Annotated in this window: 13 protein-coding genes and 2 pseudogenes; 6 read left to right on the top strand and 9 right to left on the bottom strand. The window is 57.6% G+C overall.

Annotated elements, in window-relative coordinates:
- Positions 1 to 25: 25 nt before the first annotated feature.
- The 3 genes from BS629_RS15950 to BS629_RS15940 all read right to left on the bottom strand — a co-directional run bounded on the left by BS629_RS15950 (position 26) and on the right by BS629_RS15940 (position 3,748).
- Positions 26 to 748 carry a hypothetical protein gene (locus BS629_RS15950; RefSeq protein WP_018243219.1) on the bottom strand — a complete coding sequence of 241 codons (723 nt, stop codon included), beginning with the start codon at positions 746 to 748 and terminating at the stop codon, positions 26 to 28.
- Between the two features lie 74 nt (positions 749 to 822).
- A complete protein-coding gene (locus BS629_RS15945; protein WP_032980534.1) occupies positions 823 to 2,034 on the bottom strand; it encodes an SLBB domain-containing protein in 1,212 nt (403 codons plus the stop codon).
- A 289-nt stretch (positions 2,035 to 2,323) separates the two neighbouring features.
- Complete coding sequence (locus BS629_RS15940; protein ID WP_018243221.1) at positions 2,324 to 3,748, bottom strand: O-antigen ligase family protein; 1,425 nt, start codon at positions 3,746 to 3,748, stop codon at positions 2,324 to 2,326.
- A 309-nt stretch (positions 3,749 to 4,057) separates the two neighbouring features.
- Between BS629_RS15940 and BS629_RS15935 the strand changes: the two genes are divergently transcribed.
- Together BS629_RS15935 and BS629_RS15930 are read left to right on the top strand one after the other, a co-directional pair.
- Positions 4,058 to 4,657, top strand: coding sequence for a transglutaminase-like cysteine peptidase (locus BS629_RS15935; RefSeq protein WP_026188496.1), 600 nt, complete (start codon positions 4,058 to 4,060; stop codon positions 4,655 to 4,657).
- A gap of 268 nt (positions 4,658 to 4,925) precedes the next feature.
- Positions 4,926 to 6,254, top strand: coding sequence for a UDP-glucose dehydrogenase family protein (locus BS629_RS15930; protein WP_018243223.1), 1,329 nt, complete (start codon positions 4,926 to 4,928; stop codon positions 6,252 to 6,254).
- A 166-nt stretch (positions 6,255 to 6,420) separates the two neighbouring features.
- Here the strand turns inward: BS629_RS15930 and BS629_RS15925 are convergent, their stop codons facing one another.
- Positions 6,421 to 7,212: a metallophosphoesterase family protein gene (locus tag BS629_RS15925; RefSeq protein WP_018243224.1), complete on the bottom strand. Its 792-nt coding sequence runs from the start codon at positions 7,210 to 7,212 to the stop codon at positions 6,421 to 6,423.
- Positions 7,213 to 7,512 (bottom strand): annotated as a pseudogene (locus BS629_RS40520) (TolC family protein); the annotation flags it as partial.
- 402 nt (positions 7,513 to 7,914) lie between these two features.
- Between BS629_RS40520 and BS629_RS15915 the strand changes: the two are divergent.
- Complete coding sequence (locus tag BS629_RS15915; RefSeq protein WP_012758625.1) at positions 7,915 to 8,157, top strand: KTSC domain-containing protein; 243 nt, start codon at positions 7,915 to 7,917, stop codon at positions 8,155 to 8,157.
- 101 nt (positions 8,158 to 8,258) lie between these two features.
- Here the strand turns inward: BS629_RS15915 and BS629_RS15910 are convergent, their stop codons facing one another.
- From BS629_RS15910 to ung, 3 genes are all read right to left on the bottom strand, one after another.
- On the bottom strand, positions 8,259 to 8,864 hold the full coding sequence (locus tag BS629_RS15910; protein ID WP_018243225.1) for an alpha/beta hydrolase: 606 nt from the start codon (positions 8,862 to 8,864) through the stop codon (positions 8,259 to 8,261).
- An 11-nt stretch (positions 8,865 to 8,875) separates the two neighbouring features.
- Positions 8,876 to 9,808 (bottom strand): VOC family protein, encoded by a 933-nt coding sequence (locus BS629_RS15905; RefSeq protein WP_018243226.1) that lies wholly within the window; start codon positions 9,806 to 9,808, stop codon positions 8,876 to 8,878.
- 240 nt (positions 9,809 to 10,048) lie between these two features.
- Positions 10,049 to 10,750: a uracil-DNA glycosylase gene (gene ung, locus BS629_RS15900; RefSeq protein ID WP_018243227.1), complete on the bottom strand. Its 702-nt coding sequence runs from the start codon at positions 10,748 to 10,750 to the stop codon at positions 10,049 to 10,051.
- 239 nt (positions 10,751 to 10,989) lie between these two features.
- Between ung and BS629_RS39230 the strand changes: the two are divergent.
- The 3 genes and pseudogenes from BS629_RS39230 to BS629_RS15890 form a co-directional block, all read left to right on the top strand.
- Positions 10,990 to 12,411, top strand: a pseudogene (locus BS629_RS39230) (phosphomannomutase); the annotation flags it as partial.
- A 42-nt stretch (positions 12,412 to 12,453) separates the two neighbouring features.
- A complete protein-coding gene (locus BS629_RS39225; RefSeq protein WP_018245172.1) occupies positions 12,454 to 13,881 on the top strand; it encodes a mannose-1-phosphate guanylyltransferase/mannose-6-phosphate isomerase in 1,428 nt (475 codons plus the stop codon).
- A 119-nt stretch (positions 13,882 to 14,000) separates the two neighbouring features.
- Complete coding sequence (locus tag BS629_RS15890; RefSeq protein WP_026188498.1) at positions 14,001 to 14,306, top strand: hypothetical protein; 306 nt, start codon at positions 14,001 to 14,003, stop codon at positions 14,304 to 14,306.
- Positions 14,307 to 14,343: 37 nt separating this feature from the next.
- Here BS629_RS15890 and BS629_RS15885 read toward each other — a convergent pair whose 3' ends face one another.
- Entirely contained in the window at positions 14,344 to 15,300 is a 957-nt protein-coding gene (locus tag BS629_RS15885; RefSeq protein ID WP_018243229.1) for an endonuclease/exonuclease/phosphatase family protein, read from the bottom strand.
- Positions 15,301 to 15,318: the final 18 nt, after the last annotated feature.

Below are 15,318 nucleotides of genomic sequence, written 5' to 3'. Positions count from 1 at the left end.
TGCTAAGATCTACGGGCAATTCCAGCTATTGTATGACCGGGACACTCTGACTCGTCGACTGCGTCGGGTCAGTGGACGACTGTCCTCCCGCTCCTGTGCTAACGATGATCGTAGTCGTGGTCGTGGAACTCGAAGATGAACTATCTGCGCCGGCATTCGAAACCTTCAGCGTGCCGGCGGTCGTCGCGCTGCCGTCAAACGGCGTGCCGTCGTCTGCCCCAGGCCCCGTCTGGCCAATTGACCCATCGTTGCCGATGCCGGATGCGGCGGCTGCAGCACTTCCACCCGGGCCGAGCGCCGCGGTCCCGCCTTCGGCAAGGACCTTTGCAAAGGCGGCAAGCAGCGGCGCGAGATTGGGATCGGCAATCGCCGCGTCGGCAACGGCTTTTTCGATCGCCAGCTTGAACTGCGGATCCGGCACCTGACAGCTGTTTGCGGCCCGCGCCAGACCGGAGCCGATAGCCGCCATCTGTGCGGCACTGGCCTTCTTGGCCTGCTCGATCACCGGCGACAGCGCGTCATTGCTGCTCCCGACCAGAGCGCGAACACGCGATGACAAAACCAACGGATCGGACATGTCGAGCAGAACGGCGGGATTAGCTGAAAATCCACTGATATCGCCGGAAGTCAGACTTGCCGGACCCAAGCAAGCTGCCGCAAAAGCGCTTGAATTCATGCCGGCAAACATCGCGACGACAATTCCGCTATACGCAAGCTTACGATAAACACCAGACCTTGCCATAACCATAGTCCTTCATCAAATCCGCTATATAGGCCGCCGTCATTGATCATTCGAGATCGATGACGGCCCGCCTATTTCAATCAATTTCCAAGATCGTTTACCGCGTTGCGGGTATCATTCGCATCGTCAGCCACGCCGGAAACAGTGGACGATACCGAGTTTACGATGTCAAGGAACTTGACCAATTCAACAGAGTCCGAATTGGAAATATAGATAATATCCTTGTCTTCCATCTTGAATTGCTGAACAGCAAACAGGGTTGCCGGATCGCGAAGATTCGCGCGGATGATCACCGGAACCGTTTCACCCGTAAATCTCGTCGCGTCCACGTGCATCGCTGCAACCGTTTTCTTGGGGACAAGGCGGTAGAGCAGGACCTGAGCCGGATCAGCGCGGTCGTCGCGCAGGCCGCCCGCCTTGGCGATTGCCTCTCCAAGGGTCAGGTCGGATTCTTCGAAATCGAAGCGGCCACTGGTGCCTGCGGCGCCGAGCATAAGATAGGTACGGCGCTCATGATCGATCGAGATCGTATCATCCGGTGCGACATAGATATTTTCGGCCGGGTTCTTCAATAGCGTCGTGTAGGCGACGGTTGCCGTCTTGCCGCGACGCTGCAGCGTCACATTCGTTTCGATATTGTTGGTCGTCAAACCGCCCGCGGCGGAAATGACATCGAGAACACGCTCACCGGCCGGGCTGATCTCGATGCGCTGGGGATTGTTGACATCACCGAGCACGGCAACCTGACTGGAGCGACTTGTCGTGGTCGTAATAACCACCTGCGGCTCGATCGCGCGGCTCGCCAGGCGATCTTCGACGTCCTGCTCCACGGTCTCCTTGAGGCGACCGGCAGCCGGAACCCGACCCGCATAGGGAATTGTGATCGTCCCGTTTCTATCGATGGTCTGCTCTGGCAACGAGATGTAATTGCCAGGTCGGCTACCAGCATCGGACGGAATGAACAGACCGCCGGACTGAGCTTCGAAGATGGCGACCTGAACGACGTCACCGAAACCGAGCGGAATTTCGGGCGCCCCGCCTCGACCACCGCCAAACCCCTTGAAGGAGGTCGGCTGGGGAGCGGAAAAATACGACAGGACGTTCTTGCTGAGATCAATCAGGGCGTAGTCGATACCGACGCGACGCTCCTTCGTTGTCACTTTCACCGAAGCATCCCGATCAACATCTTTGTGATCGGGGCCGGATCTTGGCAACGATGTGCAGCTTGCCAATATAGTCGTTAGCGCTACAACAATGGCGACGCGTGTACTACCGATACGAGAACAACCCATAGAATACCCTGTGTTGACGCCCCTGAAGCTACTGCTCCGCAATCTGACAAAATACAAGACGATCCCCGATCAATAACACTGAAAGCCGATTAACATTCCCCTAACTGTGGCAGGCTGGCAACGCCGAGCCCTTAGCAAGCGAAAAACGACTTCGGTCCGACTTTTCTGGCGTCGCAACAAATCCGAAGGCTGCACCCGCTATAAAATTTCTTGGGTTTCAGAGTCAACCGTTCGCACCTGCACAATCAATCTTTTCCGAAAATCTTATTAAAATCCATCCATTTAAACTTTAAGTGGTTAACGGCTGCTCATATGCCGTGTCCGCCTCTCCGTTGCTGCGCCCGAGGCTTATCGCGACAACCGCACTGAGGAAGGCGGCGTAAAACACCGCAAAACCCGGTATCTGCAGCGAAAAATCGACCGCCGCATGAAGGGCGACCAAAACCGTCGCCGCCAGGCCAAGAAGAACATAGTGCCTCAGACGCCGTCTTTGAGCGAGCCCGCGCCAGAACACCCTGGCAAGCACCGAGAAGGTAAGGACCGCCGTAATCGGGAACAATATTCCGAGGCCCAGAAATCCTTCGAGATAGAAATTGTGTGCGCGGTCGAAGATCCCGAAAATTCCGCAGGCCGGATCGCGGTAGGCAGAAAACACCGTCCGAAAAGTTCCGAGCCCCGTCCCCGTCCACCAATGATCCGAAATGGCACGCCATATGCCCGGCAGGATGCAGAATCGATCATCATCCTCGAGCCGCCGCTCTTGCGCGCGCAAAATCGCCTGGCCTGCAAACATCGTCAGTAACACTACGATGAAAGCAATCGCCGAGAGGAGCTTCAGCATCGAACGCCATCTTGGCGCCGGTCTCAAATGACGCCTCGAGCCGTTCCAATTGATGACGAGCCATGGAAAATAGATGAGAGCGGCAACAAAGGTCGCAAATATCCCGGCGCGAGAGCGGCTCAGCATCAGTGCGGTGAAGCATGCGCATAACAGCAGGATATAGATCCACGATCTCAAGAGAAGCGCGTTTCGGCCCGGCTCGCCGGGCGGATGGTTCGAATAGGCACGGGCAACGTCCCTGACCAGGGTTAGCATGAGCAGCGTTCCAAGCCCGAGGAAGGTCGCTGCGGTATTACGGTTGACGAAGACCGCGGTCAGGCTGTCGAGGTAGGCGTGTTTCTCGACGACGATCAGGATGTTGGGAAACAGCAAAAACTGCAGCAGGCCGAAAACAGCGATGATGCCCGCCGAAAGCCCGAGGCCGGCAAGCACTTTCCTCGCGCGCTGATCGGTATCGCATAAGAGCAGCCCGGTCAGGAACGTGACAAAAGGCAGAGCGACCCAGAGGATCGACGCGAACGTGTCGGCCGGTTCGACGGAGATCGCTGCGTAATTGACACCCGCTAGGTGACGCGCGGCATCCCAAGCGGGATTTGCCAGCCACCGCGAAGGCAGTTCGATCGTCTGAATAAACGTCCATCCTGTCAAAACGATCAATAGAAACAGAGCGATGCCGAACACCCATCTGCTCTGTCTCGGCTCTCCGAACAGCAGTCCCGAGATAATGGCGAGAGCAAACATTCCGATCGCCGCGAAGGCGAAAGCCAGGGGTGTAACACTCCCGAACGGTATGAGCGTCAATATAACGAGGCCGATGAAGGCGAAAAGCAAAACCTCTCGCAAGACCCGCCTATTAATGAGGTGGGAGAACATGTGAATTAATTTACCAGAGTAGGCAGCGACCAAAGCCATTACAACCGAAGAGTTTAATTTACTCGTACAAACATAAGTTGAACATCAAGCACCTGCGTGCTAAAGTGTAACAGAATTCCACATCGTTTAAAATTGTCGCGATAGGTTTAAGCCAATCGAGACAAGGCCCGGCTATGCTCCTTCCAAGCAGCAGAAACGGGACAGATATTCTGCGCCCAATACTTGGCAGATCATCAGATCGCCATGCCATTGACCGAGAAAAAAGGCAAGCCTGATCTCAATCGGTTGCCCTGAACGGGGATTTAACAGATGAAGAAAACATTCGTTACACTTCTGGCGCTGGCCTTTACAGCAGGCAATGCCTGCTCGGCATTTGCCGCCGGTCCCGCAGGTTTCGCCCGCGGCCTGAACGGTAGTTCGGCGGTCAGCTATATCTCCGAAAAAGGCAAGATCATCCCACCCTTCGCCCAGGTATTGTTCTGCGCCCAGAACCCGGCCGAATGCCGTGACAACAATGGGCTCTCGGTCGTTTCGCTCACCGACGAGCAGATGTTGCAGTTGAAAAATGTGAACAGCACGGTTAATCGGACGATGATCGGACGCAACGACTCCAGCAGCGAACTGAACGGCGACGTCTGGAAGGTGAATGTGCGCAGCGGCGACTGCGAAGATTTCGCATTGACCAAACGCAGCCGGCTGATTGCGATGGGCTGGTCGTCGCGCGCGTTGCGGATCGCGACGGCATATACGCCCTCCGGTGAAGGACATGCGGTCCTCGTCGTCAGAACCGACAGGGGCGATCTCGTCCTCGACAACAGGAAAAGCAGCATCAAGAACTGGCGCGATACCGATCTGCGCTGGGACAAGATCCAATCGGGAACAGACCCCTATGTCTGGTACCGGCTATAACAGCCGAGGCACCGACATAGACAGATTGATCCTGTTTCCGGATTGAAGTCGAGCCTGCTCTGACGAGCCGCTCGACTTGTCATATCGCCCACACAAACCTATGTTTTGGCTATCGACGGGGCAGCGTGCGGCAAGCTGCGGTGCCCGGAGTTCGATTTCCGATGTGGGTTTCAGGCGATCTTCGGTATTGTCTTTTCGTCCAGATTAACTATGACGAACTCATGCTGCGACGCAGCATGACGTTCTACTCTAATGATTTGAGGGAAATATGCGCATCACGATGATTGGATCAGGCTATGTCGGCCTCGTTTCAGGCGTTTGCTTTGCGGATTTCGGCCACGACGTCATCTGCGTCGACAAGGATCTGAGTAAGATCGAAGCGCTTCGCGAAGGCCGCATTCCGATCTACGAGCCGGGTCTGGAGCAATTGGTCGCTGAAAACACCAGCACCGGCCGGCTGTCATTTTCGACGGATGTCGGCGAAAGTGTCCGCAGTGCTGACGTCGTGTTCATCGCCGTCGGCACGCCCTCCAGGCGCGGCGACGGCCATGCGGATCTCTCCTATGTCTACGCCGCTGCCCGCGAGATTGCCACCTATGTGGAAGGCTTCACTGTTATCGTCACCAAGTCGACGGTGCCGGTCGGCACGGGAGACGAAGTCGAGCGCATCATGCGCGAAACCAATCCCACGGCGGATGTCGCCGTCGTTTCCAATCCCGAATTCCTGCGCGAAGGCGCCGCCATCGAGGATTTCAAGCGTCCTGACCGTATCGTCGTCGGGCTGAACGACGACCGGGCACGCGAAACCATGACCGAGGTCTATCGCCCGCTTTACCTCAACCAGGCACCCCTGGTCTTCACCACCCGCCGCACCTCGGAACTGATCAAATATGCGGCCAATGCTTTTCTCGCGATGAAGATCACCTTCATCAACGAGATCGCCGATCTCTGCGAACGGGTCGACGCAAACGTTCAGGACGTTTCGCGCGGGATCGGTCTCGATGGCCGTATCGGCTCCAAGTTCCTGCATGCCGGTCCGGGTTACGGCGGCTCGTGCTTCCCCAAAGATACGCTAGCTCTTGCCAAGACGGCGCAGGATTACGATGCGCCGATGCGTCTCATCGAGACGACGATCTCGATCAATGACAACCGCAAGCGGGCGATGGGACGCAAAGTCATTTCGGCCGTCGGCGGAGACATTCGCGGCAAGAAGATCGCAATCCTCGGGCTGACCTTCAAGCCGAACACCGATGACATGCGCGACAGCCCGGCAATCGCAGTCATCCAGACTCTGCAGGACAACGGCGCGCAAGTGGTCGGCTACGACCCCGAGGGCATGGAAAACGCCCGCAAGGTGATCGAGAACATCGAATATGCGAGCGGACCCTACGAAGCGGCGGCTGGTGCGGATGCGCTTGTCATCGTCACCGAATGGAACCAGTTCCGCGCGCTCGATTTCAACCGCCTGAAGCAGTCGATGCGCGCTCCGATCCTGGTCGATCTGCGCAATATCTACCGCAGCGACGAGGTCCGCAAATACGGGTTTACCTATACTGGCATCGGCACCAATCTCTATCAGGATGTGACCAACACCTGAAATAGCCTGCTGAAGAGCTGATCTTCCTGACGCCGCGGAACACAATCCGCGGCGTTTGGTTTTACAGCACCGTCGTCGTTCAGACGCGCAAAGGACGCTCTAACTCTTTCAATCTTCGCATCCTGCTTCCCCAAAAATCGATTCCGATTTTTGGGAAGCAGGATCGCTAGAGGATCCCGACCCGTGTTCCCTTTATCGTCAGCACGGTCAGCCGGCCCGTCGCCGAAACCGCAGTGTCGATACCGATGCGTTGCGGCCCGAATGTCGGTGTTCGCGCCGGGGTATGCCCGTGGATCACGAGGACAGGAAGCTGCGGTCCTTCATCCAGGAAGGGCTGACGGATCCACATGAGGTCGCTGTCTTTCTGCTTTTTGAGGTCGATGCCCGGCTTGATGCCCGCATGAACAAAGAGGACCCTTCCTATCCGCAGCATGATCGGCAGCGATTCCAGGAATTGGATATGTCGTTCGGGTATCATGTTGCGAATGACGCGGGCAATTGTTTCGTTTCCAGCCGCCGACTGCAGCAGATGCTCGATATCGATACCGTATGAGTGCAGCGTCTCCGGTCCGGCAAAGCCGAGCCATTCGAGAATGCGCGCCGGTTTGCGATAGAGCTTCACCAGCTCCGCGTCGTGATTGCCGCACAGGACGAAACGTTGAAATCCCGGCGGCGGGGTCTTGCTCAGGAACTCCAGCACCGCGCTCGAATCAGGCCCGCGATCGACATAATCGCCGAGCATGACGATGAGTTTCGGTCCCGGAATGCGCGCGGCATCCTCCTCGATGCGGCGTTGCGCCTTGACGAGCTCATTATAACATCCGTGAACATCGCTCATCGCGTAGACCGCAGCGAATTCGCCTTCGGCAAACGTCAACCGAGCGCGTCCTTTGCGGTTGCCAGCCAGTATCGGTATCTGTTGTCGCCACGGCCCTAGATAGTTAAACATGTAACCCATTTATGAGACCCGACCGAATGGCGGGTTGTCTGAAATAATCCATCTCTTATCCATCGCTGCAACGGCATGAGGCTCAGTATTCATAAGAAGTTGGCCTGATCGCGGCTCCACCGAAGTTGTAACCGGAACCACCACTTTGGAGGCGACATAGTTCTTCGCCATATGCTGCGCCGCTTGCGCCAAGTTCGCCTGGCCGGTCGCCACCGAACGCTGCACATCAAGCAAGGATGATTGTCCATCCTTGTAGCTCCCGATTGAAAGCGCAAGAGTCTCCTGCGTGGTCTTCACCTGAGCGCGCAGCCGTCCGCCATCGAAAATCGGCAGGTGGGCCCGAACCACCAGGTGGTCAGGCCCGCTCACGCAACTCGCCAACGATAGTAAAGCGACTGTCGCGAGAAACGGCAATTTGTATTCATTCATACTTGGGAGGGTGCTGCGGTTAATATTATGCTATAGTTTGCTATTTAATGGTTAATCCGGCGTTAAAACGGCGATTATTGCGTTTCTCGCGACATTATCGGCTAATATTCCCCAAATGGAGGAGCCGCAGGTATCGGATTTCCACAGGCAAGGCGTCCGAAAAGCTGTGAAAATCAACTATAACGAGAGCCATTACGAAAAAATGAACGTTAAAGAAGATCATGCTTGACGCCCCTGCGGCGCAGCATAATGATGACGCGTTGCGAGTGTGAATGACATTTCTTGATCAGGAATCTCAGATCCAAAACTGCGGGGTGCAAAGTGGAAACTGCGGTTGATTCGAAACTTATCGAGGCGATCACCTACGACGAAGACAGCCGGCATCTACGGGTCTATCTGACCAACGGTCAGAGGCGAGAATATGAAGGCGTTCCCAAGGGCGTCGTCGTCGGGTTGACGATGGCGGAATCACCGGGAAATTTCTACATGAAGGCAATCAGGGGCAAATATCCTCCTCGCCCCTAATGTCCTATCGATCACGATGATAGGATCCTTGTTTCAGCAAAGATGCGGGACCGGCATTTCCGGTCCCGCAATCGTTTTCCCGCCGAGCGGCGGTGCACGCGTCAATAACCGCCGAGGAAATCGCGAACCGCATCGATCTCGAGCGGCGCAATCTCGTGACCGCCGGGATGCCAGACCGTTCTGACCTCCGCCCCTCGGTTTTTCAGATGTTCGGACAGCGCCTCGGTCATGGAAACAGGCGCGATCGGGTCTCGCTGCCCGGCCGTCATCAGCACCTTTCTTCCCGCCAGCGTCGACTGGGCTTCGGGTTGAAACGGAATGAGCGGGTGCATCAGAACCGCGGCATCGAAGATACCCTTCTCGATCAGCACATTGGCAAGAATGTTTGCGCCATTCGAAAAACCCAGGCCGAGAATATCGGAAGCCTGGTACTCGTCCGCGAATGCCTTGACGTAGGCCGCCATCTTCTCCGTCGCCCGGGAAAGGTCGGCCATGTCGTAGACCCCCTCCCCGGTCCGGCGGAAGAACCGCGCCGCGCCATGTTCAGAAACGTCGCCGCGCGGCGAGAGAATCGTCGCTTCGGGCAGCAGGCGCCGACCGAAGTCGAAAAACTGGTTCTCGTCGCCACCGGTGCCGTGCAGTAGAAGCAGGATGGGTTTATCAGGTGCGCCGGCATGCAGCCGGTGCACATATCCAGTTTCGGTCATATCGCCTCTCCCTATGCTTCGAGCGGCTGCAGGTGCTGTTCGAGCAGCGCGCGAAGATGGGCGTGTTGCTGCGGCAATTTCAGTGCTTCGCCGAGATGGGCCGTATCCTCGTCACGGTCGAAGCCGGGCTCATTGGTCGCGACCTCGAACAGCACGCCGCCCGGCGTGCGGAAATAGATCGCCCAGAAATAATCGCGGTCGATCACCGGCGTGACCTGATAGCCGGTGTCCATCAGCGCCTTGCGCACTTCGAGCTGCTTCTCGCGGTTTTCGACGGCAAAGGCGACATGGTGGACCGAGCCGGCGCCGGGAAGCGCGCGGGCAATGTTCGGCATCGTCTCGAGATCGATGCGATGCGCCCCATTGCCGGAGGGCATGATCAGCCGCTTGACGCCGTCCCTTTCCTCGGCAACTTCATAGCCCATGAACTTCAGGAGTTCGGCCGTGGCGCCCTCGTCCCTCAGCCGCATGGCGACGGAGTGGAAGCCGCGAATGGCATGGTCTTCGCTGATGCCGCCATGTGTCCAGGCCTGGCGGGCATCATCCTTGACCTCGACGAGCGCAAAGCCGTCGCCATCAGGCCCGGAGAAGTTCAGCCGCTTTTCGCCGAAACTCTCCTCGACCTTCAGGCCGCCGACACCAAGGGTGGCGAACCGATCGCTCCAGAAGCCGATCGAGCCTTGCGGAACGGAAAACACCGTCGTGCCGACTTCGCCGGTACCGGGGCGGCCCTGCGCCATCTTCGGGAACGGGAAATAGGTCATGACCGTGCCGGGCGCACCGGTCTCGTCACCATAATAGAGGTGATAGACATCAGGCGCGTCGAAGTTCACCGTCTTCTTGACGCGGCGCAGGCCGAGCGCATTGGTGAAAAACTGGTTGTTGGTGCGGGCGTCCTCCGCCATCGACGTGACGTGGTGCAGACCCTTGATCTGATCGAGCATGTGAAACCCCTTTCATGCCCGCCATTGCGGGCTTTCGATGAGGCTAAGATGCGCGCTGAAGCGCCCACAGAACAGACCCGCAGACCAAAACGCATTGTCTTCTTTTAGTGAACGAACACCGACTTGCGTTCACATCTAAAGCATGTCGCGCAAAACTGTGCCGCGGTTTATGCGATAACGACATGCGTAAAAACAAAGAGCTAAAGCGCGTGGAGCGAATCTGAACGATTGCGACGCGCTTTAAGCATCATGGGGATTGGCCGGCAATTGCCAGTCGATCGGCGCGCGCCCGCGCGATTGCAGGAAGGCATTCGCCTTCGAAAAATGCCCGCAGCCGAAAAAGCCGTTATGGGCCGAAAGCGGCGAGGGATGCGGCGCCCTGAGCACAAGATGGCGCGTCGTATCGACGAAGGCGGCCTTGCGCTGAGCATAGGAGCCCCAGAGCATGAAGACGACGGATTCGCATTCATCGTTGACCTTGCGGATGACGGCGTCGGTGAAGCGTTCCCACCCCTTGCCCTGATGGGCAGCCGCCTGCCCTTCCTCGACGGTCAGCACGCTGTTCAGCAGAAGGACGCCCTGTCTTGCCCAATGTTCGAGAAAACCGTGACGTGCCGGTGCTATCCCGAGATCCGTCTCCATTTCCTTGTAGATATTGACGAGGGAGGGCGGTATGCGCACGCCCGGCCGGACACTGAAGCACAGCCCATGGGCTTGCCCGAGTCCATGATAGGGATCCTGGCCGAGGATGACGGCCTTGACGTTGGAGATTGGCGTCAGATCAAGAGCGCGGAAATATTCGCTGCCCTTGGGGAATATCCGCTTGCCGACCTGCTTCTGCGCGATGAGGAAGGATTTGAGCTGTTGCATGTAGGGGCTTGAAAACTCCCCCTCCAGCGCAGCCTTCCAGCTCTCCTCGAGACTGACGGATGTATCGCTCATCTAGGAAAATCCTTCGCATAGGACGAAACAACGGACACACGGTTCTAACAAAATCGATCTACGCTGCAATGCCTGCCGGCTCGGCGATAGGTTTACACCTTGAGAATTCGGTGAGCGAGGATTGCGAGAGGCTGTCCGAGGCACCGTCCTCCGTGTTTAACTATATGATGGCTTCGGTATTTACGCCGGCAGGCGGCCTGAGTAGAACCTTGATTGTGAAATCGGAGTCATGTCTTCCTATGAAATTCGGCACGAGCGGCCTTCGCGGACTTTCAGTGGATCTAAAGGGACATGCCTCCGCCCTTTATGCCACAGCGTTCGGCAAATATCTGATCGGAACTGGTAGGGCCAAAGCTGGCGATGCCATTCTGATCGGCCGCGATTTTCGCGATTCTAGCCCTGAAATCTCGGGAAATTGCGCCGATGCACTCGCTGCGCTCGGCTTCCGGATATTCGACTGCGGCAATGTACCGACACCCGCACTCGCCCTCTATGGTCTCGAGAGCAACGCCGCATGCCTGATGATTACGGGCTCGCATATTCCGGCCGACCGCAACGGCATCAAGTTTTATCGCCCGGACGGCGAGATCGACAAATCGGACGAGGCGGCAATTACCGCATTGGCGACAGAGATCGAGCGGACCGGCGAAGCGGTGGTTCAGGCGCCGGCCGGGACGGAGGAGCATGAAGCGATCTGTCGGCAGCTCTTTTTCGAACGCAATGCCGCCCTGCTTCCGCAAGGCGCGCTGTCCGGCCTGAAGATTGGCGTCTACCAGCACAGCACCGTCGCCCGCGACCTGCTGGTTGACGTTCTCGCCCATTACGGCGCCGAGATCACCGCTCTCGGGCGTTCGGAGAGCTTCATTCCCGTCGACACCGAAGCCGTTTCTGACGAGACGATCACGCTGATGAAGCGCTGGGTGTCCGAGCACAGGTTCGATGCGATCGTCTCGACTGATGGCGACGGCGACCGCCCGCTGGTCGCAGACGAAACCGGCACACCGCTGCGCGGTGACCTACTCGGTCTTGTGGCAGCCAATTTCCTCGGCGCCGGCACGGTGGTGACACCGGTTACCTCCAATTCGGGCATCGAGGCCGCGGGCTCTTTCGCCGTCAGGCGCACCCGCGTCGGCTCGCCCTTCGTCATCGCTGGCATGGAAGAGGCCGTAGCGGCCGGCGAAGATCATGTCATGGGCTTTGAAGCCAATGGCGGGCTGCTGACTGCAACCCCATTCGACATCAACGACAGAGCCGTGCGAGCCCTGCCGACGCGCGATTGTTTTATCCCGATGCTCGCGATCCTCTCGCTCGCTGCCATTCGCAGGCAGCCGCTTTCTGCCGTTGCCGCGTCCTATCACCTGCCCTTTGCCGCGGCCGATCGCCTGGAGAATTTTCCGTTGGAGACGAGTGCCGCGCTGATGGCGCATCTGCGCGCTTCGGAAGAAAATCTCTCGGCTTTCCTGCAGCCGATCGGCGAGGTAGCGACAAAATCCGACATCGACGGACTTCGCGTGACGCTAAGGGATGGCGGGATCATTCATTTCCGCCCGTCCGGCAATGCGCCGGAAATGCGCTGCTACACGGAGGCCGGCAGCGAAGCTGCAGCCCGGGACCTGCTGAATGCAGGGCTCAATCGAATAGGAGACTGGGCAGGCGCCCGGCAACATGCGACGAACAAGCCGTTTATTTCAAGGAACCCGCCTATGACGCAGAAAATCATTCCAGTGATCATGGCCGGCGGCAAAGGCACGCGGCTCTGGCCGCTTTCCCGTGCCACCGCACCGAAACAATTCATCCAGTTTGTCGGCGACAAGACGTTGTTTCAGGAAACTCTCGAACGCGTTTCCGATCCCGAACTCTATGAAGCCCCGATCGTCGTCACCAATGAGGAATTCCGCTTCCTGGTCGCCGAACAGGCTCGCGAGCGCGCCATCCCGCTCGCAGCGATCCTGCTCGAACCGGTCGCCCGCAACACAGCCGCAGCGGTGGCCGCCGCGGCAACGCTTGCCGCCGACCTGTTCGGCAAGCACACCATCATCCAGATGCTCGCCTCGGATCACGAGATTCTTGCCGACAAGAGCTATTTCGATTGCATCCGCATCGCCCGCGATGCCGCTGCCGACGGCAAGCTCGTAACCTTCGGCATCACCCCGACGGAGCCGGCGACGGGTTACGGCTATATCGAGATCGGCGATGCCCTCGAAAACGGTGCACACAAGGTCAAGCGGTTTGTCGAAAAGCCGGCACTTGAGAAGGCCGAGCAGATGCTCGCCGACGGCGGCTTCTACTGGAACTCAGGCATCTTCATGTTCCCGGTGCCGGAACTCATCGCCGAACTCCAGGAATATGCGCCCGATGTGCTGAAGGCGGCCAGCAAGGCCGTTTCGAAAGCAAGCCGCGACCTCGATTTCACCCGCCTCGACGCCGACCATTTCGCCAAGAGCCCCGATATCTCCATCGACTATGCGATCATGGAAAAAACGTCCAAGGCCGCAATCGTCCCCTCGCCGTTCAAATGGTCGGACATGGGTAGCTGGGATGCCGTCTGGAAATCAGGCGCACGCGACGAAAACGGCAACGTCGCCGCCGCCAACACCACCGTCGTCAATACCCGCAACTCGCTCGTCATGACCCATGGCGTTCATCTTGCCGTCCAGGGCATGGATGATGTCGCCGTCATCGCCAGCGAAGACGCCGTCTATGTCGGACCGCTCAAAGACAGCCAGAATGTCGGCCAATTGGTCAAGATGCTGGCCTCTACGTCCGCCACGGCGAAATTCGCCGAAACCCATCCGACATCCTATCGCCCTTGGGGCGGCTATACCTCCATCTTCAACGGCGATCGTTTCCAGGTGAAGCGCATCTTCGTCACGCCGGGCAAGAAGCTGTCGCTTCAAAAACACCACCATCGCTCCGAACACTGGGTCGTCGTCAAGGGAACGGCTGAGGTGACGGTCGGCGAGACCGTGCGGATGCTGCGCGAGAACGAAAGCGTCTATATTCCGCTTGGAGAAGTCCACCGCCTCGCCAACCCCGGCAAGATTCTTCTCGAGCTCATCGAGGTTCAGACGGGCTCCTATCTCGGCGAGGACGACATCATCCGCATCGTCGATGAGTTCGGAAGAACGTAAAATCGCAGCCGGAGCGATGGTCGGGCCTTTTCCGGCGCAACCATCCTCACTGTTGAATTTCCTCTTGGGGTTCTCGTAGAATGGATGTACCGACAGACATGACCGGAGATATCCCCCTGATGCGTACCTTGCCCGTCCTCGCCGGATTTCTTGCAATCATGGTGCCGGGAATGGCGTTTGCCGAAACGGCAAGCATGCGAACCGCAAGCGAGTCGGAAATTCGCCAACACCTGCCCGGTACGTCCGAATTGAAAGAAGGCAAGAACGGCTACGAATATCGCGACGGCAATAAGAATGGCTACAAGATAACCAATGGCCAAGTGTGCGTCCTGTTCCCCAGCAAGAAGACCGATTGCGTCAACGTGAAGACCGACGGCAAGACGTTTCAGATGATCGACAAAAAGGGCGGCCGAACCAGATTCTGATTTGTAGCCGCGGCAAGATTTCCTTGCCCAGGCAATGTCATTTTGCCGGTGAAGTTTCGCCGTCCTTGTCGAGAACGAAGTCGGCGACCAGGCCCGAATGGTTCGAGCCGAGATTATCATTGAGACGTTTCAGCGATGTCAGATGAAGCGGCGCGCGCGCAAATATGTGGTCGATGGCGATCCCGAGCGCGCTGGCGCCGATCGGCCATGTTGCCGGTTCTGGCGTGATCGTTTTCAGCTTCTGCTCACGCAGGAAAGCTTGGATGCTCGGGGCGATCGCCGAGGAGTTGAAATCACCTGACAGCACCAGAGGGCCGTCGATCGAGCCGAGCGCTTTGGCGAGATCTTCCAATTCAGCCATCTGGAAATCGTCGAAATATGGTTTGGTCAGGTGCGCTGAAACCAGATTGATAGTCTCGCCGCCGAAATCGACGCTTGCTATAACAAGCCTGTTTTTTCGCAGACTGCCCATACTTGCGACCTGCCGGCTGACGAACGGTCGTTTGGAGAGCACCAGCGTATCGCATGTATCCTTCCCGGCATCGCAACCGATATGGTAGGGATAGGCCTTGAACAATTGCTGCAGGTGGAACGTCAGCGGCTTGGCTTCGAGCAGATTGACGACATCGGCATTCGACGCGATCACCATGTCGGTGATTTCAGTCGAGTTTTTCCAGTTATCGATCGCGATGTTGAACGACATCAGACGAAAAAGTGGCGGCTTTTTCATCGCTCTGTCGTCCTGCGAGAACTCGCCCAGCATGATGACGCCGTGAGCGGCGAGAAAAAGCGAGGCAAGCAGAAGGATAAAGCCGTAAATCTGCCTTTTGATGCCCAGAACGACGAGACTGGCGGCGACGAACACGACGCCGAGGTGAACCTGAAAGCTGTAGACGAAGGACAGAAGCCAGAAGTTCGTGACATAGCGTAACGACACGATCGCGATGGCAACGGTCAGAAACGCGCAGAGAATCCAATAAATTATATCTCTCATCGATCCTGACCTGCTTCC

This window comes from Rhizobium leguminosarum bv. viciae USDA 2370 (genome assembly GCF_002008365.1).
GTDB lineage: Bacteria > Pseudomonadota > Alphaproteobacteria > Rhizobiales > Rhizobiaceae > Rhizobium > Rhizobium leguminosarum.
This window is presented reverse-complemented; position numbering and strand designations above follow the sequence as displayed.

What these genes read in the sequence shown, in the direction of transcription:
- BS629_RS15950 (WP_018243219.1), bottom strand. Translation starts at nt 748, where the DNA reads ATGGTTATGGCAAGGTCTGGTGTTTATCGTAAGCTTGCGTATAGCGGA.
- BS629_RS15945 (WP_032980534.1), bottom strand. Translation starts at nt 2,034, where the DNA reads ATGGGTTGTTCTCGTATCGGTAGTACACGCGTCGCCATTGTTGTAGCG.
- BS629_RS15940 (WP_018243221.1), bottom strand. Translation starts at nt 3,748, where the DNA reads ATGTTCTCCCACCTCATTAATAGGCGGGTCTTGCGAGAGGTTTTGCTT.
- BS629_RS15935 (WP_026188496.1), top strand. Translation starts at nt 4,058, where the DNA reads ATGAAGAAAACATTCGTTACACTTCTGGCGCTGGCCTTTACAGCAGGC.
- BS629_RS15930 (WP_018243223.1), top strand. Translation starts at nt 4,926, where the DNA reads ATGCGCATCACGATGATTGGATCAGGCTATGTCGGCCTCGTTTCAGGC.
- BS629_RS15925 (WP_018243224.1), bottom strand. Translation starts at nt 7,212, where the DNA reads ATGGGTTACATGTTTAACTATCTAGGGCCGTGGCGACAACAGATACCG.
- BS629_RS15910 (WP_018243225.1), bottom strand. Translation starts at nt 8,864, where the DNA reads ATGACCGAAACTGGATATGTGCACCGGCTGCATGCCGGCGCACCTGAT.
- BS629_RS15905 (WP_018243226.1), bottom strand. Translation starts at nt 9,808, where the DNA reads ATGCTCGATCAGATCAAGGGTCTGCACCACGTCACGTCGATGGCGGAG.
- ung (WP_018243227.1), bottom strand. Translation starts at nt 10,750, where the DNA reads ATGAGCGATACATCCGTCAGTCTCGAGGAGAGCTGGAAGGCTGCGCTG.
- BS629_RS39225 (WP_018245172.1), top strand. Translation starts at nt 12,454, where the DNA reads ATGACGCAGAAAATCATTCCAGTGATCATGGCCGGCGGCAAAGGCACG.
- BS629_RS15890 (WP_026188498.1), top strand. Translation starts at nt 14,001, where the DNA reads ATGCGTACCTTGCCCGTCCTCGCCGGATTTCTTGCAATCATGGTGCCG.
- BS629_RS15885 (WP_018243229.1), bottom strand. Translation starts at nt 15,300, where the DNA reads ATGAGAGATATAATTTATTGGATTCTCTGCGCGTTTCTGACCGTTGCC.